Source organism: Paenibacillus terrae (assembly GCF_000943545.1).
GTDB classification, from domain to species: Bacteria; Bacillota; Bacilli; order Paenibacillales; family Paenibacillaceae; genus Paenibacillus; species Paenibacillus terrae_A.
Window position 1 is genome coordinate 1 of sequence record NZ_JTHP01000071.1, and the last position, 22,559, is coordinate 22,559.

General features: G+C 41.9%; 32 protein-coding genes and 3 pseudogenes. 7 read left to right on the forward strand and 28 right to left on the reverse strand.

The annotated features are described in order from the left end of the window. Positions 1–1,102: 1,102 nt before the first annotated feature. Positions 1,103–1,393 (forward strand): hypothetical protein, encoded by a 291-nt coding sequence (locus QD47_RS31855; protein ID WP_152643867.1) that lies wholly within the window; start codon positions 1,103–1,105, stop codon positions 1,391–1,393. Positions 1,394–1,536: 143 nt separating this feature from the next. Here the strand turns inward: QD47_RS31855 and QD47_RS24910 are convergent, their stop codons facing one another. The 5 genes and pseudogenes from QD47_RS24910 to QD47_RS24925 all read right to left on the reverse strand — a co-directional run bounded on the left by QD47_RS24910 (position 1,537) and on the right by QD47_RS24925 (position 3,473). Next, positions 1,537–1,743: a hypothetical protein gene (locus QD47_RS24910; RefSeq protein ID WP_044648643.1), complete on the reverse strand. Its 207-nt coding sequence runs from the start codon at positions 1,741–1,743 to the stop codon at positions 1,537–1,539. Positions 1,744–1,768: 25 nt separating this feature from the next. Further along, positions 1,769–2,239, reverse strand: a complete 471-nt coding sequence (locus tag QD47_RS30225; protein ID WP_052646916.1) for a helix-turn-helix domain-containing protein — start codon at positions 2,237–2,239, stop codon at positions 1,769–1,771. 17 nt (positions 2,240–2,256) lie between these two features. Beyond that, complete coding sequence (locus QD47_RS24920) at positions 2,257–2,550, reverse strand: hypothetical protein (protein WP_152643868.1); 294 nt, start codon at positions 2,548–2,550, stop codon at positions 2,257–2,259. A gap of 51 nt (positions 2,551–2,601) precedes the next feature. After that, complete coding sequence (locus QD47_RS32245) at positions 2,602–2,778, reverse strand: hypothetical protein (protein ID WP_161797201.1); 177 nt, start codon at positions 2,776–2,778, stop codon at positions 2,602–2,604. Positions 2,779–2,862: 84 nt separating this feature from the next. After that, a pseudogene (locus QD47_RS24925) lies at positions 2,863–3,473 on the reverse strand (recombinase family protein). 621 nt (positions 3,474–4,094) lie between these two features. Here QD47_RS24925 and QD47_RS24930 point away from each other — a divergent pair. Further along, positions 4,095–4,775: a hypothetical protein gene (locus QD47_RS24930; protein ID WP_044648645.1), complete on the forward strand. Its 681-nt coding sequence runs from the start codon at positions 4,095–4,097 to the stop codon at positions 4,773–4,775. 299 nt (positions 4,776–5,074) lie between these two features. Here QD47_RS24930 and QD47_RS31865 read toward each other — a convergent pair whose 3' ends face one another. Further along, positions 5,075–5,323 (reverse strand): hypothetical protein, encoded by a 249-nt coding sequence (locus QD47_RS31865; protein ID WP_152643870.1) that lies wholly within the window; start codon positions 5,321–5,323, stop codon positions 5,075–5,077. 166 nt (positions 5,324–5,489) lie between these two features. Between QD47_RS31865 and QD47_RS24935 the strand changes: the two genes are divergently transcribed. Continuing rightward, a complete protein-coding gene (locus QD47_RS24935; RefSeq protein WP_052646918.1) occupies positions 5,490–5,735 on the forward strand; it encodes an AbrB/MazE/SpoVT family DNA-binding domain-containing protein in 246 nt (81 codons plus the stop codon). Positions 5,736–5,739: 4 nt separating this feature from the next. On the opposite strand, the gene QD47_RS24940 is transcribed toward QD47_RS24935, so the two are convergent. Together QD47_RS24940 and QD47_RS24945 are read right to left on the reverse strand one after the other, a co-directional pair. Next, positions 5,740–5,919, reverse strand: coding sequence for an aspartyl-phosphate phosphatase Spo0E family protein (locus QD47_RS24940; protein ID WP_044648646.1), 180 nt, complete (start codon positions 5,917–5,919; stop codon positions 5,740–5,742). A gap of 235 nt (positions 5,920–6,154) precedes the next feature. Beyond that, positions 6,155–7,552: a helix-turn-helix transcriptional regulator gene (locus tag QD47_RS24945; protein ID WP_044648647.1), complete on the reverse strand. Its 1,398-nt coding sequence runs from the start codon at positions 7,550–7,552 to the stop codon at positions 6,155–6,157. 175 nt (positions 7,553–7,727) lie between these two features. On the opposite strand from QD47_RS24945, the gene QD47_RS32655 reads away from it, so the two are divergent. The 3 genes and pseudogenes from QD47_RS32655 to QD47_RS34285 form a co-directional block, all read left to right on the forward strand. Then, positions 7,728–8,138 (forward strand): AbrB/MazE/SpoVT family DNA-binding domain-containing protein, encoded by a 411-nt coding sequence (locus tag QD47_RS32655; RefSeq protein WP_200893515.1) that lies wholly within the window; start codon positions 7,728–7,730, stop codon positions 8,136–8,138. A 41-nt stretch (positions 8,139–8,179) separates the two neighbouring features. After that, on the forward strand, positions 8,180–8,626 hold the full coding sequence (locus QD47_RS24955; protein ID WP_044648648.1) for an AbrB/MazE/SpoVT family DNA-binding domain-containing protein: 447 nt from the start codon (positions 8,180–8,182) through the stop codon (positions 8,624–8,626). 508 nt (positions 8,627–9,134) lie between these two features. Next, a pseudogene (locus QD47_RS34285) lies at positions 9,135–9,388 on the forward strand (transposase); the annotation flags it as partial. Positions 9,389–9,841: 453 nt separating this feature from the next. Here the strand turns inward: QD47_RS34285 and QD47_RS24965 are convergent. The 6 genes from QD47_RS24965 to QD47_RS24990 all read right to left on the reverse strand — a co-directional run bounded on the left by QD47_RS24965 (position 9,842) and on the right by QD47_RS24990 (position 13,362). Then, positions 9,842–10,171 carry a hypothetical protein gene (locus tag QD47_RS24965; protein WP_044648650.1) on the reverse strand — a complete coding sequence of 110 codons (330 nt, stop codon included), beginning with the start codon at positions 10,169–10,171 and terminating at the stop codon, positions 9,842–9,844. 289 nt (positions 10,172–10,460) lie between these two features. Further along, complete coding sequence (locus QD47_RS24970; RefSeq protein ID WP_044648651.1) at positions 10,461–10,658, reverse strand: hypothetical protein; 198 nt, start codon at positions 10,656–10,658, stop codon at positions 10,461–10,463. A gap of 329 nt (positions 10,659–10,987) precedes the next feature. Further along, on the reverse strand, positions 10,988–12,043 hold the full coding sequence (locus QD47_RS24980) for a hypothetical protein (protein ID WP_044648653.1): 1,056 nt from the start codon (positions 12,041–12,043) through the stop codon (positions 10,988–10,990). Positions 12,044–12,354: 311 nt separating this feature from the next. Further along, positions 12,355–12,534: a topoisomerase DNA-binding C4 zinc finger domain-containing protein gene (locus QD47_RS34290; RefSeq protein ID WP_082067292.1), complete on the reverse strand. Its 180-nt coding sequence runs from the start codon at positions 12,532–12,534 to the stop codon at positions 12,355–12,357. Beyond that, the gene (locus QD47_RS24985) at positions 12,474–13,064 is read right to left on the reverse strand and encodes a restriction endonuclease (RefSeq protein ID WP_044648654.1); all 591 of its coding nucleotides are present in this window, start codon (positions 13,062–13,064) and stop codon (positions 12,474–12,476) included. The genes QD47_RS34290 and QD47_RS24985 overlap by 61 nt, the downstream gene beginning before the upstream one ends. 13 nt (positions 13,065–13,077) lie before the next feature. Continuing rightward, positions 13,078–13,362 (reverse strand): hypothetical protein, encoded by a 285-nt coding sequence (locus tag QD47_RS24990; protein WP_044648655.1) that lies wholly within the window; start codon positions 13,360–13,362, stop codon positions 13,078–13,080. Positions 13,363–13,758: 396 nt separating this feature from the next. Here QD47_RS24990 and QD47_RS24995 point away from each other — a divergent pair, with 396 nt between their 5' ends. Next, positions 13,759–14,619: a hypothetical protein gene (locus QD47_RS24995; protein ID WP_044648656.1), complete on the forward strand. Its 861-nt coding sequence runs from the start codon at positions 13,759–13,761 to the stop codon at positions 14,617–14,619. Positions 14,620–14,793: 174 nt separating this feature from the next. Here the strand turns inward: QD47_RS24995 and QD47_RS34295 are convergent, their stop codons facing one another. From QD47_RS34295 to QD47_RS33975, 14 genes and pseudogenes are all read right to left on the reverse strand, one after another. Next, the gene (locus QD47_RS34295; RefSeq protein WP_412177999.1) at positions 14,794–14,946 is read right to left on the reverse strand and encodes a YjcZ family sporulation protein; all 153 of its coding nucleotides are present in this window, start codon (positions 14,944–14,946) and stop codon (positions 14,794–14,796) included. Positions 14,947–15,151: 205 nt separating this feature from the next. Then, complete coding sequence (locus QD47_RS25000) at positions 15,152–16,570, reverse strand: helix-turn-helix domain-containing protein (RefSeq protein ID WP_044648668.1); 1,419 nt, start codon at positions 16,568–16,570, stop codon at positions 15,152–15,154. A gap of 305 nt (positions 16,571–16,875) precedes the next feature. After that, a complete protein-coding gene (locus QD47_RS34300) occupies positions 16,876–17,202 on the reverse strand; it encodes a phage holin, LLH family (protein ID WP_082067294.1) in 327 nt (108 codons plus the stop codon). Then, positions 17,117–17,347, reverse strand: a complete 231-nt coding sequence (locus tag QD47_RS32660) for a hypothetical protein (protein WP_044648657.1) — start codon at positions 17,345–17,347, stop codon at positions 17,117–17,119. Before QD47_RS32660 ends, QD47_RS34300 begins: the two co-directional genes overlap by 86 nt. After that, positions 17,344–17,538, reverse strand: a complete 195-nt coding sequence (locus tag QD47_RS25010) for a hypothetical protein (RefSeq protein ID WP_044648658.1) — start codon at positions 17,536–17,538, stop codon at positions 17,344–17,346. Before QD47_RS25010 ends, QD47_RS32660 begins: the two co-directional genes overlap by 4 nt. Before the next feature lie 17 nt (positions 17,539–17,555). Beyond that, positions 17,556–17,642 (reverse strand): annotated as a pseudogene (locus QD47_RS34395) (phage tail protein); the annotation flags it as partial. Next, positions 17,611–17,853, reverse strand: coding sequence for a hypothetical protein (locus QD47_RS33445; protein ID WP_235332353.1), 243 nt, complete (start codon positions 17,851–17,853; stop codon positions 17,611–17,613). The pseudogene QD47_RS34395 and the gene QD47_RS33445, both read right to left, overlap by 32 nt. Continuing rightward, positions 17,777–18,307 (reverse strand): hypothetical protein, encoded by a 531-nt coding sequence (locus QD47_RS33450; RefSeq protein ID WP_235332354.1) that lies wholly within the window; start codon positions 18,305–18,307, stop codon positions 17,777–17,779. Before QD47_RS33450 ends, QD47_RS33445 begins: the two co-directional genes overlap by 77 nt. Before the next feature lie 6 nt (positions 18,308–18,313). Further along, on the reverse strand, positions 18,314–18,928 hold the full coding sequence (locus QD47_RS33455; RefSeq protein WP_235332355.1) for a hypothetical protein: 615 nt from the start codon (positions 18,926–18,928) through the stop codon (positions 18,314–18,316). Between the two features lie 116 nt (positions 18,929–19,044). Then, a complete protein-coding gene (locus tag QD47_RS25020; RefSeq protein ID WP_412178000.1) occupies positions 19,045–19,761 on the reverse strand; it encodes a phage terminase small subunit-related protein in 717 nt (238 codons plus the stop codon). Positions 19,762–19,871: 110 nt separating this feature from the next. Continuing rightward, the gene (locus QD47_RS25025) at positions 19,872–20,372 is read right to left on the reverse strand and encodes a hypothetical protein (protein ID WP_044648659.1); all 501 of its coding nucleotides are present in this window, start codon (positions 20,370–20,372) and stop codon (positions 19,872–19,874) included. Positions 20,373–20,905: 533 nt separating this feature from the next. Further along, positions 20,906–21,184, reverse strand: coding sequence for a hypothetical protein (locus QD47_RS32250; RefSeq protein ID WP_044648660.1), 279 nt, complete (start codon positions 21,182–21,184; stop codon positions 20,906–20,908). Between the two features lie 71 nt (positions 21,185–21,255). Continuing rightward, positions 21,256–21,981, reverse strand: coding sequence for a DNA-methyltransferase (locus QD47_RS33970; RefSeq protein WP_327204688.1), 726 nt, complete (start codon positions 21,979–21,981; stop codon positions 21,256–21,258). After that, complete coding sequence (locus QD47_RS33975; protein ID WP_327204689.1) at positions 21,981–22,559, reverse strand: ParB N-terminal domain-containing protein; 579 nt, start codon at positions 22,557–22,559, stop codon at positions 21,981–21,983. The genes QD47_RS33970 and QD47_RS33975 overlap by 1 nt, the downstream gene beginning before the upstream one ends.

Genomic DNA, 22,559 nt, shown 5'->3' on the forward strand with positions numbered 1-22,559 from the left:
GCTCGGCTTCGGCATCCTCATGCTGCTCGTAATAGCTGCTCTGCCGATCAAACTCTACATACTCGCCATGTGACCAGCTCATAATGGCTTCCCGCCCCATGTAGTATCGCACCGTCCCTCTGCCACTTGTTACCAACGTGATAACTTCGTCATTGTACACCCGCATGAATAATTCCCACTTTCTATTATTTATGGTCAAAATTCGGTTGGAAGCACGTAGGTTGCGCTTCCTCTAACCCTTTTGACTTCCGCATGGAACCAGATCCCGGAAGGGCGAAAATGCGTGTTCAATACAGAGGAACTGGCAGCATGCCGGTTCTCTCCTTCTTCCTTGATCTACTTTCAAAACGGTTTTAATCGGTAAGTACGATGATGTAGCGAAGCGGAATCATGGTGCTGCTTTTTTGCAGAAAACACGATGATTAGCGAAATGGAGTGATGGAGCGAATGCGGAAGCGGCGAAATGCAGCGTTCATGGTGTTTTCTGCCCTCCCGATATTTCTTTCAAATGCTTTTGATCTACGCCCCGTGGAGGTCGTTAAACGCGGGACAGAAACATAGAGCGCCTTGGCCGGGGTGCTTTCCCACGGTTTAGGCGCTCTTGTTATCGGCCCAAGTAGTCCTCCAGCGGCGCTTTAGCAGGTCTTGGGTGGCGACTTGTGCCGCCCTAGACCTGGTAGCGTGAGCCAGTCTACCCCGTTTCGACCTGAATCTTTTCAGCGTTGGTTTAAACCAGCCCAGGTTGTAACCAGCGCATGAAAAAAAGGCGCTCCCGGAGTTCTCCAGAAACGCCCTTTTTTTGTAACTATAGCGGCAGTAGGTATACCGATAATTGCTATCCTTCTAATTGGCAAGAAAAACCAGGAGATAAACTGGCCTAAATTCCTATTTACATAATTATATATGCCAAGATAAGATTGATATTGTTGGTTATTAATACAAACTATGGTTTTTTCGCTGCATTTTGAGTTCCCTCTCAGAAAACAAGACAATAACAAAAAAATCGGTATGGAGGTGATCAAATCAAAAATTTATGTTTGTACTCCGTTGTCGATGTTGTCACAACTAGCTACATATAAAACAAAGGTGGTGGATGTTGAAAATGAGAGTTAGAAATTTGAAGAAAAAACTTATTGTATCCTTCTCCTCATTGGTTCTTCTTTCTGGGATTTATTCGACTTTATCTTACGCAACCACTTTCTCAGGGGGGCGTGGTGGCGCAGCTTTCAGTGCTTATTACGACTCATCAGTTCAATCCTATGGTTATACCGGGCATTATGACGATGCTAGGGCAAATTGGAATGCTACTTCATCACGCGTGAATATTACTAGAACTTATAATACGTCTAACACTTCTGACAAATATTACATTGGCATGGATTACCTTTATTGAATTATCTTTCAAAAGAAGATGGTACATCAGCAACATATAGAATGATGAAGCTGAATCACTTCGCTCCGGCAGAATAATACCTAGGCACGACAAAAAGAGCGATTGGCATCGCCCCGTAAAGTCAGAACCGCTTCATGTGATTACTATTTTGTCCCTTCAAGAGATTGTTCGTATGCATTGTATGCACCCATAATGTCGTATACCTCTTGAATCGTCAATTTTTTCGTCTTTACGCCTTCTGCTAACCATCCGATGATATATGCCCCTGCAACCATCATCTTTTCTGAATCCGATGCATCAGATCCAAGTATGTTATTTAACTCGTTCAAAACATGCTCCTTCAAATCCATACACTTCACCCACCTATTCATTTAATTAGATTGGACTAGCTGACACATGTGTATTGTTGATCTTGTTCTGGAGATAAATAATATCTCCCGGCAGCTCAAGAATCTCCAGCTTTTTACGACAGTTAGGACAAACAGCCGCCACATGTGCTGACGCTTTTATTTTATATGTTTCGAGGTAAGGTGTCCCGTTACTGTGGTTAAAAGGAGCCATAGCACCACATAATTCACAAATTCCCGAAGCTCTTTCCAGGGCTTGGTTAGCGGCATATGATATATCAACTTGTTCCTGATTGACTGTCATCCCAACCAAAAAATAGTCTACCTCTACAGAGAAAAAGCGTGCAAAAATATGAATCGTTTTAAGGTCTGGAGTCCGCTGCCCACGTTCATACATACCAATTGCCGATGGGGATAATCTTACTTCATCAGCAAGTTGCTGAATGGTCAGTTTCAATTTTTTCCTAAGTATTTTTATTTTTGTACCATCTATTTTCATAGTTTACCATCCCCCTACTAAATCAGCCCTTCTTGTTCTAGCAGCTCTTTATATCCGTATTCTATAAGCTTTTTTTGACTGAGATGAATACATGTTTCGTTCATTTTATCGATCCTCATTATGCTATCAGGAATTGTTGTTGTTTTTTTCATTTCTGTTAGCTGCTCACGCTTTAAATACATATATTGAAGCTGCTTGATCTCAAGCTCAAAATATAGCTCAGAGATCCTATCTTTATTGGCTTCAAATTTATCAAAAAGAGCTTCACGCTTATTTTTTGTGACTGTAATCTCTTCCCATTTAAATTCCATTTTTTTGCTTAACATCCATTTTCAAAAAATCCTCTCTAAGTACGCTTGCATTCACTTTATATCTTTGGACGCTCGTATAATTGCGTCGATCCTAGACATGATCGTCGACGACGATTCCCCGGACTCCATAACTCCTTTGACCATACTCACAGCAGTCAAATTGGGATCGCTTATACTCTTCATTTCATTAAACTTCTTTTTGGCCCATTCATAAAATTGCTGGTCCACCCCATTCACGCCCCTAGCAAAGAGTATTTTTCAAGATCAAGCGTTATATTTAATTACTGTTTTCAATTTTACATCCCCCTGTTCTTAATTAGTAGACGACTCATATTCATTCACATACCTATAAAAGCTAGTTTTACCCAAGCGTAATTCACGTATGGCATCAGCTGCGGTAATCTCCCCGGATTTCCACTTATCATATATCCGGATAAATTCCGGCCCTATCTGTCTCTTGGGCCGTCCAAACTTCACCCCTTCCTTTTTAGCAACAGCGATCCCTTCTGCTTGCCAGACACGATTCTTTTTCCGCTCCTGCTCGGCCCCCCATGCCAGCATACTAAGGAACTGGTCTTCCAGCAGCTTGCCCAAATCGCCCAGGGATTTGAAGCGGCGACTATCGAATAAGCTCTCATTCTCCAGGCATACAATATCGGCCTTCAGCTCACGGGTAATATATTTCCACTCGCGCAAAATCCCATCATAATCACGGCCAAGCCGATCAAGTGCATCCAGGTATAACATATCCCCTTCCCGCAGCATAAGCCGCATAGCGTTGTATCGTTCGCGGTTGAAGTCCTTCCCGCTTGTTTGTCTACAAAAGTAAATCGTTCCTCTATGCCCGGCTCCCGAAATTTTAGGAGCTGCCGTTCTGGATTTTGGTCTTTAGTCGATACACGGCCATAAGCCATATCTACCATTTGACGATTCCCCCTATCAGTTCCATAAAAGTGTATCATTAATATCGGAACGTTCCAATAGTGATTAATCCACATTTTGGGACGTGAAATAGACTGATTTAGAACCGTTCCGTAAAGCATGCTTTTAGGAACGCCACATTTCATCAATAATTGAAACAAATTCATTACACAACAAAAAGCAGCTCCTGCATTGCCTGCAGGAGCTGCTTTTTGTTACCTTAGCATGCTTCAGCAAAGCAAGTCGAGCAGATCACAAAATTTTTGAGGAGATGATCCACGATGAAGAAGGTATTAATCTCAGCATTGATGGTCTTTGCGCTAATTAGCTTTGTAGTGCCCGGGGGCAACACGATTACTCCTGCGAATCACGGATGGTAAAGCTGACTTTCTGACTCATGTTATGGTTAATAATGAAGAACCATCGCTCTGCCAGATATTCTCCCTGGTGGCGATGGTTTTTTTAAGTTCCTGTAATGGATCAAGCCCGTTTATCATTAATTAATTTTTCCCTTTTATGTGTGCACAAATATTTTTCAGCAGCTCAAATTTATCAATAATATGGGCACACGTCACGGTTCTAGGAATACATTAATACAGATTAATTCGAAGGAGCTGATTGATTTGCCGGGTGCAGAAAATTTACTGGTTAAGTATGTTTATAGTACGCCTGAAAATATCTATTGTAATAGCCCGTTGGGGCGGTATTGGTGTGGGATAAGGTATTCTGAACATACCATGGGCGTTTTTGCGGGATTCACTTATCCAAGAGTATCAGCAGGAGATCAAGCAAAGATTTATACATGTGCTATTGAAGCTGGTATTGCTGCGACACCACCAATTGCCTTAGCAATTGCAGGATGCGAAATCACGGGTGGATTAGCTTGCGTAGAAGCCGTGGCATTGGCTATCCCTGCGGCCAATGAAATACTTCGCACAGCCTTTTTTAGATGTCTAAGGGAGCAACAGACGTTACCGGAAGAAATTGTTTCACAGTGTGATATCGGTATTTATCAAAAATCGCTTGATTTTTCTGCTCTTCTAGCGGGAATTCAGTCCTCAAGCATGGATCAACTCCAGCCTATCCATTCACATGGCGATTGTTTAGTTTGTTGTAAAGGTATTACGGGAGAATATGTCTGCAAACCACTCGGTCCTGGGACTCAAATATTCGGAAGATGGGATGAAGGGGTCACTTCTATGCAAAGTAATACATCAAGTCAATCAAGCGACGATGAGGTCGCACACTGTAAAATATGTTGCAAAGGCTTTACAGGTCAATACATCTGCTGGCCAGTCGTCTAATGGATTGGTGACGCTGCAATGAAAGGGGCCCATTCCGTCATGGAAAAATGACAGTCAGGGCCTATTTTGTTTTATTCAATTAGGATTTTGTTTTTACAAAGGCATAGCGGTTGTTTTCAGCATCATATCCTAGCGCAGTATCAAAGCTCCGCCTTCTCTGCCGGGGTCCGTTGCAATCACGCAAGAATCAGCTTTTTGAAGCAGTGAAGTGATGACCCTCAATTGCTTTTTCTTAGCTGGATCTTCCTCCATTAGCATGCTTTTAGGAACGCTACATTTTATCAATAATTGAAACAAATTCAATACACAAGGCTACCGTCCCCAATCAGGTACTCATAAAGCGGGGGAGAAAACGTAGTAGCTCCTATCGTAAGCGCAAGGGGATGCGAAAAAGATAATTGTGGCCGTTCAGAGATAATGGCTCCTGCAGATGCAGGAGCTGTTTTTTTTCTGCACCAAACATTCAGTTGGTTGCGTCTCTGGTCACGGACCAGCGCCGGGAAAATCCAGTAATCTTCTGTATCCTCCCGGCGGCTTGTCCAGCTCACATGAGGTAACCTATCTTGGCGCGGTTAGCCTGACTACTAATGCAAAATCTATATCTCAACACGAGAAATAACATTTTATTACATTCAAATGTATTTTTATTTCAAATAAGGCATTTTATAGATATTGTGCTATAATCATATTCGTTATGTGACAGGAGGATTAATTTTGCATAAAAAAAGATGGATTAGAAAATTAGATACTTTGGGAAGAGTTGTTATACCGATGGATATAAGGAGGGAATTAGGCATTGTAAAGCAGGACGCTTTCTCATTAGCCTCAACAGAACAAGGCATCATCCTACATCAAATAGATAAAGAAAAATGTAGGTTATGTGGCTCTAATGATAGTCTGAAACCATATAGAGATTCCTTAGTTTGTATTCCATGTATGCATGAATTGAAATCATTGTGATTGGCTACAGCAATTGGGGTAGCTTCCTGGTTTGAAATTTACGGTTATGCTGATTAATGAGTTCATCTAAAAACATAGATTGCTCAAGAACGCTGGCATGTGCAAAACCATACTGTTCAGATAAGTCATAAAGCCGCTGCCGAGCATCTTCCATCTGCTGATTCAATGTCTCATTTGTATTCATTCACATTCACTCCTAATGAATTTCATTTTAGGATAAAATGTGAAAATATGAATCGCCATTTTTCTAGTTAAAAAAATCTCCAAAATGAAACAAAAAAAGACCAGCAAAAAAGCTGGTCTGTGGTAAAGAAATTAAATTAAACCTGGATCATAGTCCACCAATGTGTCCTTGAGTTTGAATTGTGCCAGGGCTTAAGTAACTAGCTTGAATTGGTAATGCGAATACCAGTAAAAAGCTAGTTACCACCAAGAAGAAAGCCATCTTTTTTATCATTTCTTTCCCACACCTCCTTAGAGATTTTTTCGTACTTAGCCATTGTTTCAGGAACAGCTTGCGCTCTGAAACAGTCAAATAAGCCAGTACAGTTGGAAATAAGTAATCCATGGTTTATTGTAACAGCTTTTTCAAAAGCGTTTATTAAACATTTGAAACCATATGGATATCTACCTTTATTTAGGCTGTACTTCGCCAATTTGTACCAAAATCGTGCGTATTCCTCCGGTAAAACTTGCTGTGTAAAGATGTCGTCTGATAAAGGTTCCTGATAAGCTTCGATTTGGGATTCAAAACGCTTTAAGATATCGTCTACATCTATATCGTATCGGTTGGCTGCTTCCATAACATTTAAGAGTTCAGCAAAAATGTGTTGTTCGCCCGCTATATACTCTACATAATCGTGCAGAACACTAATATCTCCAGACATGAGCTTGTTTACGTACGTATTAATTTTCGCAAAATGCTGAAATTGATCTAACCAATAGAGTGAATCAGGATCGTTTTCCTTCACCCAACTTAGATCGGCATAACCGCGAAGATGTGCTAAAGCCTGCTCATGGTCTCCTTGCGCATCGCAAGCGTTAGCGCACATTAGTTCCGCATAAGCTATGTAAGTGAAAAGCGGCCTGCTTGGTTTTTTTTGCGGCTCTGTTCCTTTACGTTTTGCATTATGCACCATGTCATATTGAACTTGTCCCAATTGGCCCATTTGATCCGAAAATTTATACACCTTATTCCAATGGCTCAATGATCTATACACATTCACTAAATCTTTCAGGGCATCTAATTGGTCTATTTCATTCAAACGATAGACATACGATTCAAATTTAGAAGCTGCTTCGAGATTAACAGCTTGATCTTTCCCAATTGTTAGCTTAAACAAGCGATAGTGGCATATCGCAAGTCGTTCTGAATGCTGCTGTTTTACACCTTCGGCCACATTTTCATAAAGATAAGCGGCTGCTTTCTGATAACCTTTTTGATGAGAACCTTCGGCTAATTCAAAAAGGTTATCAAGATAGATAGGGTTATCTAACAGCATACTTACTACTCGCTGTAAACAATCCAGCCGATGAAGCTCTACACATCGATGTAAGAACGGGCCAATTCTTCGCCAGTTAATCGGTTCATCTAAAACGCTCTCTTCAACGTATCGTTCATAAAAATAATCCGGTGGTAAATTCATTCCCGCAGTAATGCTATCCAGTTGGTGTATGGATAAAGAACGGTTGCCCGTTACAATACCACTCATAGTACCGGGATTTAATCCTGTAATGTGTCCAAATTCAGTCTTGCTCAAGCCTTTTTGTTTCAAATACTTTTCCACTTCTGCCCGTATCGTAGGTGTGATTTTCATGGATAAACCACCCTTCCAGCGTGAATTATAATGTGATGCTCATTTTAATAAAAAAAATAGTTGGAAAACTTATAATATAATAAAAGGTTTTCTACCTACAATAGTACCATCTTCTGGAACAATAATAAATACTGCTATTTTATTGCTTTTTATCTTGGTAATAGGAGTTGTTTCAATGAGAAAAATAGCAATGACAAGAAAGATAGACTCGCTCGGAAGATTCGGAATCCCGAAGGAAATACTATATATGAGTGATATTGCACTAGGCGAATCGGTGGAAATTTTTTTAGATGCAGGAACGGGTACGCTATCTCTAGGTAAATACATCGGCCAAGCCTGTAAATTCTGCCAATCAACCGAAGGATTAAGCACCTTTAAAAATTCTCTCATATGCAGTGAGTGTAAAAGTCAAATGATAGCTTTAGCTACTCAAAAAGATAAACGGAAACATCAACCAAAGGAAGTGATGGCCCAACTGCTTTTGGATTTGCTGGAAAAGTACCCTGACGCTACACAACAGCAATATGCCGATATGCTACGCATACCTATTGCCCGTTTAAGACAGCTCCAGCAAACCATTTCATAGCCAGGCTTCAATTCTTCTACACGATAAAGGAGAGGTTAACATTGAAAAATACAGGTATGATACGCTCCCTGGATACGTTATATCGGATTGTTATTCCCAAAGAAATACGCATAACCATGAACTTGGAGGTCGGTGATCCTATCGAATTTCTATGGAATGATGAAGGGAATTTCATTGCTCTGCAAAGGTATGTCGGTACTTCTTGTAAGCTGTGCGACGCGATTGAACACCTAACCTACTTCAAGGGGAAGCTTTTATGTGCGAACTGCATAACGGAATTGAAGGGGAATATAGGCGTTACTACAATACCAGTCCCTAAGATTAAGGAGCCAAGGCAAAAAAGAAAGCGACTGTATCACTCGACCGAAGACTTGATCGAAAAACTAAGGAAATTGGTACAGGAACATCCCAATGCCAAGCAAAGTGAATATGGCAAATGGCTTGGTGTGTCACAAGGCCGTATATCCCAACTTATAAAGTTGTTGTAAATATCGTTCGGGTTTTGGGACGTGCTGGCACATTGGCCACATCATCAATGTTCGGATTTTGGAACGAATACCTGGATGACCATGAGCTGAAAAAAAGATCCAAATTCAATTGTTTTCCGAACATTCGTGCATAACAAAAAAATGCCTGGCTTAAACAGCAGGCATTTCGTCTACAACGATTTGTTGTATAATGGCTATAAGATGCTGGATAGAATAAGAGTAGCCGTGATGCGGAAACATCACGGCTACTCCGACAAAGGCCGGTGGGCAACCACGGCGAGATTTCAGTTCAATACGAAGTGAAAAACCATCGGATTCCTAGGCTCCCATACCTATTCCCGGTGGTTTTCGTATTATTAGGTCAACCCAAAATTTTGGTTGGCCTATTTTAATGGGTGTTTTAAGATGACGATAGCCGGTTAGAACTAGGTGGTTTTAGGGGAATAACCCCGTCAAGAAAACTGATCTCCCACTAGGTTGGAATCATCGTGGTGGCACCGGCGGTATTCAATTCGAGGGGCCGAAACAGCTGGTTGCCTATGCGGGACTAGATCCAGGAGTGTACAGCTCAGGTAAGTTCACAGCAACGAATAATCGGATTACAGAACGGGGATCAAAGAGACTACGAAAAGCAATTTATTCGGCCGTTCAATGTGGACTGCGACAAGGAGCAAATCAAAAATATAGGACTATTACGAAAAGAAAAAGAAAGAAGGCAAGCCTTACAAGGTAGCTGTGATCGTCTGCGCCAACAAGCTTATAATCACATATACGCCATCCTTAGTAAAAACGAGCCTTACCGTCTGAAAAATACCATATTCATCCAGAAAATTTCTATAGGAGCAGAAGGTTTCTTGGTCATGACTATAAACTGAGTATATCAAGTTTATGGATTTATTCAAAACAACTCAATATTTGGATCGCTACACCTTGTTCCCAGAAACAAGTTTTGGGAAGTAACAATCTAGTTTTGTATGGCTCTTAGACTCTGTGTGGAGTGTACCAGCTCTAAGGCGGCGTTTCCAGCCGCCTTAGAGCCGATAGCATCAACCCGGTCGTTTTTCTTCCCTTCAGCTCTTGCTGCTGGCACTTTGCTTAGACCTGGCCGCACTACCCCACTCGTTTCAAGCGTCCGCGGCTCTCCTTCCCACCGATCCAGACCCCCCTACTGCTCCGGCTTGATTGGAACCAAGCCCAGGCGCAACCATGAATGCCTCAGGCTCCACCAGTATATTCATCGACTTCCTTAGCAATCACTTCCTTACGTGCATCTTTTCCCTTGTCTGAATATGAGTCCGGTTGGAGCAAGTTATTCACCCGGCTAGAATCATCAGCATTGACTTGTGCTTCTTTCGTTGTTCCATAATTGAGCAGCCAAAGCTTCCAAAGAACCTCCAAATGAGTTAATGGCTTTGACATTGGTAGTTGTATTGGCATAAAAAAAGTGGGATATGGATAAATAATAAGTGCGCTAATCATCGTTTTGACAGCCACGGTATAAGTGCCAGCGTCTTGACCGTGTAGGTTGTTAAAAAAACGATTCAAGTCACCATTAGGAATGGATGGCTTGAATCGCCTAGTATTTAGGTTCTATGATGTAAGATTTTAAATATTTATCCCAAATGTTATTTCCACTTCATTAGCACGTAAAACGTCAGACAGCTCGACGTATCTAGCGACTCCTCAACTGTGAGTACACGATCTTCCTCTATTAAGGTAAGATCATATAACTCATCCAGTAAATTATCAAAGTTATGAATATTTTGTATTTTTCCTACCCATTCTAAGCAATGATAAAGCTCGATTTCAATGCTAAAATTAATTGCTGTAAATTTTACCGTATCATATCGGCAAGGAACACCTTCGCTCCAATAAACAGGTTACCTTCAGTCACATGTAGCTTTAAATTAAGAGAATCATCACCCAGAAATCCCTGAATAATTTCTTTACAGTTTGGAAATCTATTATTACCTAGTGCCTCATCTTTATTTCGAACAGTTTCAAAGCGTTCTATAATTCGGCGTTTCAACATTTTTCTCCCTCATTTTGTGTTAATGTTTTTGAATTCTACACTATTTATGACGGCCTCACGAACTTCAGCAAGAACATCCTCTGGAAATGGGACATCCTCGAATAACATAGTATTTCCCAAACGGAAGACGGCATCATAAGAATTGCTTTGTGTCTCTTTGTATTTATGCCTACGGCTCTCTCTTTTTAGGAGCCGATAACTATTCAATTTAATCTGTAGTCGATTGGATTCCTTGGATAAATGAAATGTCCAAATTTGGCGAGTATAGTCGCCAATGTCTCGCGTAATTTCATACATACCTAATACTCCCTTTCTTGTAATTCCTAAAATTAGTCCCTGAACAGATTCTCTGATTTGATGATGTCATGAACAGAATCAGTGTAGACTTCATCTATATATGCGGCAGTCTTGAAACCGTCGCAAAACTCAACTTCGAACATAGGGGCAACAATTAGATCAACCTCTTCTTTATTTAATGCCCGTAGAATTTGAAATGGCTGTTGGTTATAATTCATTAAATCTGTTTGATTCGTCAAGAATGCAGTTCGTTTAAAGCCATTTAAGTCGGATAAAGTAAGATCCAAGTCAAGGAGACCATATATTTTTTTGGCCAGTACTGGTTTATAAGCCCTAATCGTTTCTACGCTGATATTGGTATTCTCAAAAATAGCCATTAGATATTCTTCAAGACTTCCCTCAATATCTTCAGTGCAGTACTCAATTTGTATAACTCCTGTCTCTTTATCTTTGCTTTCTCCAGGAGTCAATGTATACCCTCTCGGCACTGTAAGGACATCCCCTGAAGCAAGCTGGAGAACAAGATTAGATGATTCGTCAACTGAGCTAAAAGTTATTGAGTTCCCATAGAGCGTGTCGCTAAGATTGTTATTCTCAGTTGTTAATTGGACTGTATGGGTTATCAGTTCATGTAGTTCAATTGCTTTTGCGATACTTTGAAAAGGGTCATTGAATTGATCACCCCATATAGTTTCTCCTTCAGACTGGACTTTGTTCTTTATATCCTGATTAATTGAAGAGGATGCAAGAATGTATCCATAAAGAGATTCAGTAATGTAATCCCCACCATTTCCATATTCGTAACGCCCGTTTACTCCCCACGGTGATTCTTCCCATCCACCTAAACCAGCATCGTAGAATTCTCCCCTTGATAAAGTGAATGTTCCCCCAGCTAATCGAATTTGTAGAGTCCAAATCGTGGGTGGACTTTCAGGGCATACGCCCCCTTTAACTTTGTAAACTCTGTCTGTATGAATGTGGGCTGCTAAGAATTCGATGCCGGCAAGCGCGGACCATCCTGATTTGGTAGCTTCGTTCTTAAAACTCAACGTTATTTGCTGTAAATGATCGTTCATGATTGTGTCCATATTTTGGTCTCCTTTTCCTTTTAAATTAGATTGTGTGTATACAAGATTGATGTCACGTGTGAGATACTCCTTTCCATGACATTGTGGGTTGTTAACAAGGTGCTAAGACGCAAAAATGCACCTAGTTAAGCTACCAATCCGTTAAGGATTTCTGCCAAAGACAGATTGGTCGCATAACTACGCGCATTTTTAAAATGTGATCTTTCACCGCATGGTCAGATCAAATGAATAGTTTCTTTTACAAGCTTTATAGTATCATATAGGCTTGTAAAAGAAAAATTTCATTTTATTACGGTTTTTTAAGTCAGTTTTCACTTTGAGTCTATTGGTTTCGTAAAGCGGCAATTCGGAAAGTGGGAACATCCATAGAATGCTCTTTGGGGTACTTTTCGTAGTACGAGTAGCCCTCCACATTTTCCACAGGTTGTCTCTAATTGCTGTGCTTTATCTTCAAACCCCCCCGCCTTTTCACCTGAAGTATAAGTTTTAATAACCCTTCTCTATCAATGAGTCTTACATTATTACTTTTAGCTAAAGTATAGGTTTGTTCGGTAAAGGAACTATTTGTAACTACCCATCCTTCGCTCCCCTTATAGTGATTTACAGCAGCTACGACTTCTTGTACCGCCTTAAGGCCGACTTTCCCTTGATATCGCTTCGCTTGGACAATGATCCGTGATTCGCCTTTTTCCAAGACCAGATCTGCACCAAAGTCTCCCGAGGCTTTGGTTACGAATGAACGATATCCATGTTTTTCAAATAGGAGCCTAAGAAACATTTCAAATTCTTTTCCGTCAAGAAGATCAACATTGTGCATTCCAGCCTGCAAGAGGCGATGGCTCTTCTGAACTCTTCGCAAGCTGATGGCTGCTATAACGATACTCAAGAATACTGCTGTAATAATTATGCTTATAGTCACTGATTTGGTAAGCAAATACGAAGTAATCATGATACAAATACAGAGAACTCCACGGCTACTCATGGATAAACTTTGTTGAGATTTTCTTTTCCTTTTCAACATGAACAAATCCTTCCTAATGAATAAGTATAGTTGCGACAAAGAAAAATGCGATCATGATCACCATAAAAGCAAAGTGATTGGTTCCATTGCGTTTATATTTAGAGAGCATTGTCATATAGGCAAACATAATTAACCCTACACAAGGAATATTAAATAGTGAAGACAACATACCGATTGCTATATGCATTAGTGCGGCACCAGATCCGATAACTAGGCTGAGTATCAGAGATAACGCTATGAATTTAGTATCTCTCAGAACCTTCGGGTAGCCAGTCAGCATTGAATCTTCTTGGTTCATATTCAATCTCCTTTTAACAAATAATCTGGAAACGTAAAAAGAGCACCTTGAAAAAAACCAGCTCGTGGTTATTTCAAGGTGCTCCCCTGATCGATTTCTTATGGACTTATAAGTTGATTATGCTTTTCTTGTTTGGAAAAGTCAATATCCCATTCTATGATTAGCTTGAAATTATGTCTTAACTATGCGTGAAAAATTCGATATAATAAATATATAACTTTTTTTGCTGGGCTTTGTCATGCGACATAAGCTTAATGATCTTCAACATACACCGTCTTTGGTGTTCTATTGCCTTTTTTGGCATTTCCACTACTGTGGATAGAACCTAAGGACGGTGTTTTTTGTCGTTTCATTGGTAAGCAAGAAAGAATAGTACAAAAAAGAGGAGTGTTTTTTATGTTAACTAAAGGTCCGTTGGAAATCGAAAAAACGAAGATAATAATACAAGTACTATTAGCTGCTTTTAACCGGGGCTACTTCCGATCTCATAAGCACCTTTTTAAATACGCTGATTTGATTTTGGAAAGTGCAAGGCGGGATGCTTACCTTAATAGGGAGTTATACCTTCCTCGTTTGTTAAAATTCTTGGAACAGGCTCTTATATGCGGTATGTTTTCACCCCACGATGAAGATTCTGAAATGGAGGCTGGTGAAAAAAAAGTTGCTTCTTCACTTATTTCTGGTCTGCTGGAGAGCAAGCATTTGAAAGGCATAATTATCACTAACGATGAAGTAACCTTTTATGATCAGTTCGGAATAATTGACTTTTGGAACATAGAAGACGTGAAACATAATCCGGATGTTTGCTTTTACATTGCAAGTTCAATTCAATTGTATTGGGCTGAAGGGCCCTCAGCTTTGAGAGAAATGATTGAGAGAACACATGCAAATAAAACCCAAAAGCATGAAAAGCTTGTAATTAAAGAACCTATTCAGGAACTTATCTTCCCTTGTGTGTCTGATGGTATAAATTTTAATGTTCGTATTGTGAAGAAAGGCGAGCTTAACAATGCAGGAATTCATGTAGAGACCGACATAATCGAGTTCTATGATTCTCGGTATAATTTCACTAAGTACGGCCAATTTGTAGCGAGTTATTCTATTGAAACGTTTCGTGGATATAGTCTAAAATTTAGGATGAACAGATTTGATGTATTCACCCTAAATACAGCAATTAAGGCATGGACGATTTCAAGTAACACAATGTATTTAATCCATGAGTGGCTTGACCAACTTGGATATCCGGCCAATGACTGATAGCTATTAACCAAAAGCCCTATTTACTCGCTTACATGAGTAAGTAGGACTTTCCTCATATACACTATAATTTAGCAGAGGATCGTTTAGTTTTTTGGATGAGCGTCACAATGTAACTAATTATAATACTGAAGACAACAAACCAATTAATACCTATTTGCCAAACTTTAAAAATTAAATCCAACAAGCTTTAGTGATGATAACCAACAGAATAAAGAGCACCAAAATTGCTGCTGGCGATGTGAAAGCACCAAAACAGTTTTCCCTACGCTCTTCCCTACGCTCAACTCCTCCAACACATTCGCTCACATGAACTCCTCCTTTCATTTAGATGCCATACACCGTATGTGTCACTCAATAAATTTGGCAAGGCTAAGTGGAATTGACTTCAACGAAAAAAATCCCCGCCGACCAGTTAAGGTTAGCGGGAATTTTTTTGTTCCTATCCGTTTAGAATCCACCAATTGGATCATGGAGTGGAATAACCTGATGACTATTCGACTGAACAGGTCCAGTGACAATAAACAAAAAGCTAGCCGCGACGATCAGCAGTACCGTTTTTTTCAACATTGTCTAACCACACCTTTTCAATAAAATTGTAAAATTCTGCTTGGGTTTCAGGGATAGCGTAAGCTCGGAAATGTGCGAATAGCCCCAAACAGTTTTTAAAGCAAGTCACACTATTTAGTGTATTCGAGCTTTCCATTGCGTAGATCAAATGTTTAAAGCCAACACGATGCATCCCTCGATACAAATAATAATAAGCCAATTCATAACCAAATCGTGCGAACTGTTCTGGTATAACTTGTTTAGTATATATGTCAGATGATGGATGCTCCTGTTGCACAAAAGAGTCAATAACCGTTTCAAAACGTTTAAGTATCTCATTCACATCTAACTGATATCGGTTAGCCGCAAACATTACGTTCAACAGCTTAGTAACCATTTCTTTATCGGCTTTATTGGTTGATGCAGCGATGTATTCAACATAATCGTTTAGCACACTTATATCTCCAGATAAAAGCTTATACACGTAGGTATTACCTTCTGCCCAATGTTGAAACAAGCCAATCCAATGTCGGGTATCCTCGTCCGTCTCTATGACCCAATCTAAATTAGCGTAGGCGTATGTATACTGTAAAGCTTGTTGATAATCGCCTTGAGCCTCACAAACACCCGAACATAACAGGTCAGGATAAACAACATATCCAAATAACGGACCCCTTGTTTTCTTTTCAAGCTCCCTATGCTTTCGTTTCTCGTTATGATTCAACGAATATTGGATTTTGGCTTTTTCCCTCAGTTTTGTTGCTGCATCATATACCTTGTCCCATTGAAGCAAAGAACGATACACATTAGCCAAATCCTTCAAAGCATCAAGCTGATCTATTTCATCCAGACGTTCGGCATAATCTTCAAATATCGTAGCTGCACTGAGATTGCGGCTTTGATCGTCTCCAACTTGAATCGTGAATATACGATATTGGCAGATTGCCAAGCGTTCGGAATGTTGGTACTTTTCCACTTCTGCTACACTCTCATAGAGCAGCAGCGCAGCATTATGTCGTCCCTGTGCTAATAACTCTTCTGCAATATCAAATAGTTTGGGCGAATAGAGCAGATTGTCCATGATGGTTCCCACCACTCGACGGATCACACCCAGCTTGTCCAACTCCGCACAGCGATACAAAAACGGCCCGATTCGCCTCATATTCGGGGGGGTGTCGATAATGTAGTTTTCTATAAATAAGTCGTAAAAGTAGCCCTCCGGTAGACCCATAGCTTCAGTAATTAGGTCAAGCTGGTTAACAGACATAGACTTATTTCCTGTCACAATACCACTTACTATCCCCCTATTAATGCCTGAAAGATTCCCGAATTGTGCTATGCTCAAACCCTCTTGTTTTAGGTATCTGTCTAATTCTGCCCGTATCGTAGGTGTATGCTTCATGTCATATCCACCCTTCACATAAAAATTCCAAATTTTTATATTATTGCATTCTATTGTTGTCCATAATTCAACAGTTGTCAACGTTTTTTTCACATCATATGGAAAAGCTACGTTTGTCATAAAGGCACCGCTATAAACAAAAAAAGACCCCACCGGCATTAAGCCAGTAGGGTCTATTCGCAATCACAAACGCTTGGGATTATTCCGTAGTAACAGCCGATTGAGCAGACGAAACGGTAGTTTGCTCCTGAACATCAGCCGGAGGCGCTACACCTATTGCTGCTTGGTTCACCATTTCGCTCACCTTAGCCGCAAAAGTGGAAACAGCCGCCTTTGCTAAATCTTCTGGGGATAGAGATTCCGTATCTGTTCGTTTGGGTTTTACCTGGGTTAAATTTCTCCCAGGCTAATTGTACTGCCGATTCAATTTCATCATTGCCTATCTTTATGCCTACTGAACCCAGCCTGTCAGAAAGGTACTTAGTTGCCCCGTGGAATTTAGCAGCTCCTTGGCCTGCAAATTTGGTTTCGGCATAAGCATAGGCGTCATGTGCCAGTTGTTCGATACGATTGCGCTGCTCTGCTGTAAAACGTGCTTCGTATAATGGCTTTAGCTTTCTGCCAAGTAGCAGTTTTCAAAACGAACTGATTCTCCAGGTCGTCTATTGACTTTTCACGATCATCCACCACCAACTCCATAACGCAAAAATGCCGTTCGGCCATGTCGATCTCATACATGTGCTGCGGCAGCATTTCCCGGTATCGCAGAGGTATCATGTCAGGGTCACCTCAATATTCAAAACAGATGTGGCCGGAACTTCTACATCCTCGGATACTCCAACCTTAATATTTTTAATAGCCTCGTCCAAAGCCTTGTCATTTTCATACAATGTGTTAATCGGCACATTCAGGACATCGGCATGGCCCTGATCCGTAGTGACAAACTTTCTCGGCTCTTTAATTGCCATCGTCCATTTCCCCCTTATCAGTAAATGTCGTCGATCTCAAAGATAAATTCCATATCGCTGTCTTTAATTTTATTAGTCATGGTGCGAACAGCAGTCAGCTTGCCCCGTGTTGTAATACAAACCGAGCGTGTTCAGCTTCTTGCCATACAAGTCGGTGTCCCATTTGCCGTGCAGAGCCGCGCACATTTCCCCTGTGCGCTCCTCAATGACGTAAGCAGCATCATAGTCACCGTCTTCCTTACCCTTGGCTGTGTCGGGCCAGCACGTGCCGTTTACCTTGTTCTGGCTGTCGATAAATAACCAGCTCGCTAGCATGTGCCGGGATGATCTTGTTTTTAACAAAATCAATCTCGTAGTGACTGCCAATGATACTGATTGCATCCCGCAAACTTTTAATAAATTTGTTATCAAAGATGCCCTCACCGGATAGCAAGAAGGCATCGTCAGGCTCGGAAGGATACTCCTGGTCAAACTGCCGCGGATCACCGCCGCAATCGTTCCGAATGGTATACCGCCGCCACTGCAATTGTTCATCGTCCAGACCATATTTTTCTTTCAGCTCCCGTTCTTCTTCGGTTAACTCAAAGCCTGGCGGTACTGGCTTGCGATAGTCAGGCATTTCAAACCACGCGAAAAAGAGCGGAGTGAAGTCACTCTCGCCCTTAACGGCTGCATCCCACATTTTTTTGAACTCTTCCATGCCATTAGCTGTAGATTCGATCACACCCAAACTGCCCGGCTCTTTGGACAGAGCTGCCAGCAGGGACAATAGATGCTACTTTTTCTTCTTGGCTGGCCAGAAGGCGACTTCCGACGCATGTAGGTAATGGATCGTGTCTGAACGGGCAAGCACCCGGCTTTCCCCAGTCTGTACAGTGATCTTCGATTTCAATCCCGGATTCTTGCGGCGGTCCGCTGTCCGAATCGTTGGACTTTCGAAGGTGAGTTTCTTAGCGTTGTTCTTTCGGCTCATTGGCTTGATGATTGCTGGCACCTTTTCATAATAGAACTGGAACATATCGTACAAATTACTTGAGGCATCAGAAGACTGTGCGACGATAAAGGCGTTCTTGTCCTCTTGCAGTGACGTGAAATAATAAATTAGTGCTTCCGTGACGGTGGAAAAACCCATCTGCTGGGCTTTAAGAATGATAATCCGAACAGGCTTGCCAGCTTCGATCTGACTAAATACCACACGGACGTATTTCCGTTGGGCATCATTGAGCGTCAGCGGCATAATGCGGCCGCCCTTCGTTTTGATCTTGAGCATACGCCAGCAAAACTGTTCAAAGTCGGCAAGGATTCCCTTTAGCTCATCCAGCTTTTCAGGTCGATCCCTTAGCCGCCGCTTGGCTCTTTTTCGATGTTCCTTAGCAAGAGTGATTACCATTCGTCATCGTCCTCGTCATCGTCCTTATCGCCTTCATCCCCTTCCGGACCGCCATAACCTAACAACTTGCGCTTCTCCAACTCCAGTCGTTCACGAGCTATCTCCAGCTTTTCTTCCTACTGCTGCAAGCTGGCAATAAGGTTAATAACCCGCAGCTTTTTATCACGGGTTTTGACCAGCGCTTCTTCTTGCTTGAGAATCTTATCAAGCTTGGAGGTAGTTACGGTCGTGATCTCTGTGACCTTCATCCCTTCGGTTTCAACAGACAGATTGATTTGCTTACCCGTTTTGGGGCTAGTGTAAGGAACCTTGTCCTTGCGCTGGTGTAGCTCCTGTTTGATCTTCTTTTCCTCGTCGGTCAGGCCAGCTTCAAGCTGCTTGACCCGGCGCATGTGTCTCCGTTCTTGGATGGACAGCATAATAAGCTGTTCGTTGAGCTGCGCCAAAGGGGAAGTGTCAATCTGATCAAACAGCTCCGGCTCATCTTCCTCCAAGGCATCCAGAAAAATGGTTTCATACATCCCCGTCTTGAGAGCCTTCTTATTGCGGTAGGGGCCGCCCGGCCCTCCACTATTTCCCTTGGCGTTTTGGTTGCCCGGGGGAGCACCGCCACGATTGCCAACGGCATTCTTGTTCCCCTTTGGCGCTCCCCTTGGATTAGGAGCGTTCCCTTTCGTTCCATTTGGAACGTTCCCATTGGAGGAATCAAAAACGTTCCCTTTCAATTCATCCTGCCAGCGGTCCATAGACTTCCATTTGCGGACTCTACCCTCTGGAATAGAAAAAGCGGCGGCGATGTCTTTTAAACGCATCGTTCCGCCCTCTCCAGCCACATCTGTTTTGCCTTGTCCCGTTCGGGACTCCGTTCTCTCGCCATGTTACACAATCACCACCCCCAACAAAAAAAGCGAGCCTCATTGGCTCGCTTTCCCAGCAATTATATTTAAAAATTTGTATTAGTACTAGTCCGAACTCCGAGCTTTCCAGACATGGAACCAGAACCACTACTTAAACTAACATAAAATTTCCCTGAGGACCATGCCTTGCTTGAATTTAATATTTCATCGAATGTTTTACCAGGTTTTACTGTTCCACTGTACTTTTCCGCACCAGATGCACTTCCCTGATTCACAGTAAACGTTATAGTAGTGTTCCCTGTGTTTCTCAAGTACAATCTTACATATCCATACCCTCCTTTAACGTCAAAATCAGCAGAATCATTAAATCCAGCTACTGGACGATCAACAATTTGTCCATCAGTAGCTTGTGGAGTAATGACATGGTCACCAGTGGTTGTTTTACCAGCATCTTGAGTCACCGCAGTCGATGTTGCAGAATCAGTTACAGCTGCATCTGAATCCGCAAAAATCGCACTGGGTATGGCAATAGCTCCTCCTAGCAAACCTAAAGATAAAGTTGATGCAATTAAATGTTTCTTCTTCACAGATTATTCCTCCTATATTTGTATATTTAACCACCACCTCAGTCTACTAAAAGATTCCATGTTTTTAATTTTTCTTACATAATAATCGTATTGTTGTTTAATAAATCCATATTTATGAATTGACTAACAATATTATAATGCAGATTTACAGCTCGTCCTTTTGAAGCTTTATATGCAACTCAATCAGACGATCCAAGTCCTGAACCGTCTGCATTTTTATATTTCCAGCCTGCAGCACTGGGCGATTCCTGCTTTGACAATCTTCCAGTACTGCACCTTGGATTCGAGGATTCCCTCGACGATCTCTATCTCACGTTGTAGTAATGCATCTTGGTGTTCGTTGTCTGTTCCCATTGTCGTATCCCTAGGCTTTGGCTATATACTGAAATGCGAGACAGCGGATGTTCGCAAAATGCCACGCGTGGCGGGTCGCTGTCTCAGCCGGGGGATACCCTGGATGATGGGGGAGACGTTCGCGCGTCTCCCTTTTTATTAAAAAAACCGCCTCTATTATTGGGCGGCTGTCTTGGTGGCTATGATTTAATTTTAACTTTGTACTTTGAAATCAACCAATCTATTAGTAACCCAATAAGTAACCAAGAAAAAAAATGAATTCCGTAGAGAATAAATTTGTTAAGAATTTCATTCGCCATTGAGTAGTGCAAATCTGTCAACCAAGGATTAAGCCACAAAAGGAAAGGACTTGTTAGGAATAGTAGTATATTTTTATCGTCGTTTCCTGATAGGTTACACATACAAATAATCAGGGATAATATCGGTATCCAGAAGCTCACTTTTTTGATTATTTTCATTCAATCGCCTCCTATTTTTATAATCCTATCATTTTCAAATGACTACAACTAGATTTTATAGCCTAATAAATTTACTTTACGGGTTCAGCCCGATGCAACAGGACTGGCTCAATACCAGTGCTCTTCAGGAATCGTTTTTTGATCACATCACAAAATACAGGGTCCAATTCCAAAGTCCGGCATGTCCGGTCCATCTGCTCACAAGTCATAAGCTTGGAGCCGCTACCGCCGAAGAAATCAACGATCTCGTCACCGCGCTGGCTGCTGTTTTTGATTGGGATGGCCAGCAGATCAAGAGGCTTTTGGGTGGGATGGACGTACTTGTTCACATCGCCCCTCGAAACCTCCCATACTGTCTCGGGGAGCGAGTCCCCAACGGGTAGGCCAGCCTTCCATACCGTTGTCTGTGTCCGATCACCGTACCAAGCAGGAGATTTACCCTTCATATGAGCGTAAAAGACTGGTTCATGTTTAAAACGATATTGAGCCCAGCCGAATGTGGCCGCATTCTTAACCCAGATGCATTGTGTCCGGACGACGATGCCGGCTGTGTTCATCGCATCCTCGAACTCCCGCTGATAGGACGAAGGATGGAATACATATATAGCTGCAGTTGGCTGCATCACCACTGCATAGTTGGAAAAAACGGCATACAAAAAGCCCGCGAAGTCCTCAGCGGGCATGTTGTCGTTCATTATGTTGCTACGGCCATCAGCGGCCAGACGTTCTGAAACACTCTCAACGGCCACATTATAAGGTGGGTCAGTAACGACCAGCGCTGCTTTGGCTCCGTCCATTAAAAGCCCACATCATCAGGATTGGTTGCATCTCCACACACCAAGCGGTGTCGACCAAGCTGCCATACATCCCCGCGCCTGGTCTCCGGCTCCTTGATTTCATCCAGAGCACGCTGGACTTCAAAGTCATCATCGGTAACCGGAAGTTCCAAAGCTTCATCCTGTGGCACAGCAAACTCTGTGGCCAGATCCTCGAACTCTTCCAAATCGAAGCCGGACAGGGCCAGATCAGCTCCGCTATCCTGAAGCTCATCGAGCAGACGGTATAGTGCTTCATCATCCCAACTTCCGGACACCTTGTTAAGCGCCAGATTTAGAAGCTTTTCCTGCTGGTCATCCAGATCGACGACACTGATTGCCAACTTCGTTTTCCCCAGCTCATTGGTCATGATCTTGTATCGCTGGTGACCGCCGACCATGTTCCCGGTGCGTTCGTTCCAGATGATCGGATCGATGTAACCGAATGTTTCAATGGACTGCTTTAGCTTCTCGTATTCAGCATCGCCCGGTTGCAGATCGATGCGAGGGTTGTATGCTACTGCGTTAATTTGCTCTATCGGTAATACTCTGATGTCCAT

Coding starts and splice junctions, on each gene's coding strand:
- QD47_RS31855 (WP_152643867.1), top strand. CDS start 1,103: ATGAGAGTTAGAAATTTGAAGAAAAAACTTATTGTATCCTTCTCCTCA.
- QD47_RS24910 (WP_044648643.1), bottom strand. CDS start 1,743: ATGGATTTGAAGGAGCATGTTTTGAACGAGTTAAATAACATACTTGGA.
- QD47_RS30225 (WP_052646916.1), bottom strand. CDS start 2,239: ATGAAAATAGATGGTACAAAAATAAAAATACTTAGGAAAAAATTGAAA.
- QD47_RS24920 (WP_152643868.1), bottom strand. CDS start 2,550: ATGGAATTTAAATGGGAAGAGATTACAGTCACAAAAAATAAGCGTGAA.
- QD47_RS24940 (WP_044648646.1), bottom strand. CDS start 5,919: ATGAATACAAATGAGACATTGAATCAGCAGATGGAAGATGCTCGGCAG.
- QD47_RS24945 (WP_044648647.1), bottom strand. CDS start 7,552: ATGAAAATCACACCTACGATACGGGCAGAAGTGGAAAAGTATTTGAAA.
- QD47_RS32655 (WP_200893515.1), top strand. CDS start 7,728: ATGAGAAAAATAGCAATGACAAGAAAGATAGACTCGCTCGGAAGATTC.
- QD47_RS24970 (WP_044648651.1), bottom strand. CDS start 10,658: ATGTTGAAACGCCGAATTATAGAACGCTTTGAAACTGTTCGAAATAAA.
- QD47_RS24980 (WP_044648653.1), bottom strand. CDS start 12,043: ATGGACACAATCATGAACGATCATTTACAGCAAATAACGTTGAGTTTT.
- QD47_RS24985 (WP_044648654.1), bottom strand. CDS start 13,064: ATGTTGAAAAGGAAAAGAAAATCTCAACAAAGTTTATCCATGAGTAGC.
- QD47_RS24990 (WP_044648655.1), bottom strand. CDS start 13,362: ATGAACCAAGAAGATTCAATGCTGACTGGCTACCCGAAGGTTCTGAGA.
- QD47_RS24995 (WP_044648656.1), top strand. CDS start 13,759: ATGTTAACTAAAGGTCCGTTGGAAATCGAAAAAACGAAGATAATAATA.
- QD47_RS34295 (WP_412177999.1), bottom strand. CDS start 14,946: ATGAAAGGAGGAGTTCATGTGAGCGAATGTGTTGGAGGAGTTGAGCGT.
- QD47_RS25000 (WP_044648668.1), bottom strand. CDS start 16,570: ATGAAGCATACACCTACGATACGGGCAGAATTAGACAGATACCTAAAA.
- QD47_RS32660 (WP_044648657.1), bottom strand. CDS start 17,347: ATGATACCTCTGCGATACCGGGAAATGCTGCCGCAGCACATGTATGAG.
- QD47_RS25010 (WP_044648658.1), bottom strand. CDS start 17,538: ATGGCAATTAAAGAGCCGAGAAAGTTTGTCACTACGGATCAGGGCCAT.
- QD47_RS33445 (WP_235332353.1), bottom strand. CDS start 17,853: ATGCTAGCGAGCTGGTTATTTATCGACAGCCAGAACAAGGTAAACGGC.
- QD47_RS33455 (WP_235332355.1), bottom strand. CDS start 18,928: ATGGTAATCACTCTTGCTAAGGAACATCGAAAAAGAGCCAAGCGGCGG.
- QD47_RS32250 (WP_044648660.1), bottom strand. CDS start 21,184: ATGAAAATAATCAAAAAAGTGAGCTTCTGGATACCGATATTATCCCTG.
- QD47_RS33970 (WP_327204688.1), bottom strand. CDS start 21,981: ATGGACGGAGCCAAAGCAGCGCTGGTCGTTACTGACCCACCTTATAAT.
- QD47_RS33975 (WP_327204689.1), bottom strand. CDS start 22,559: ATGGACATCAGAGTATTACCGATAGAGCAAATTAACGCAGTAGCATAC.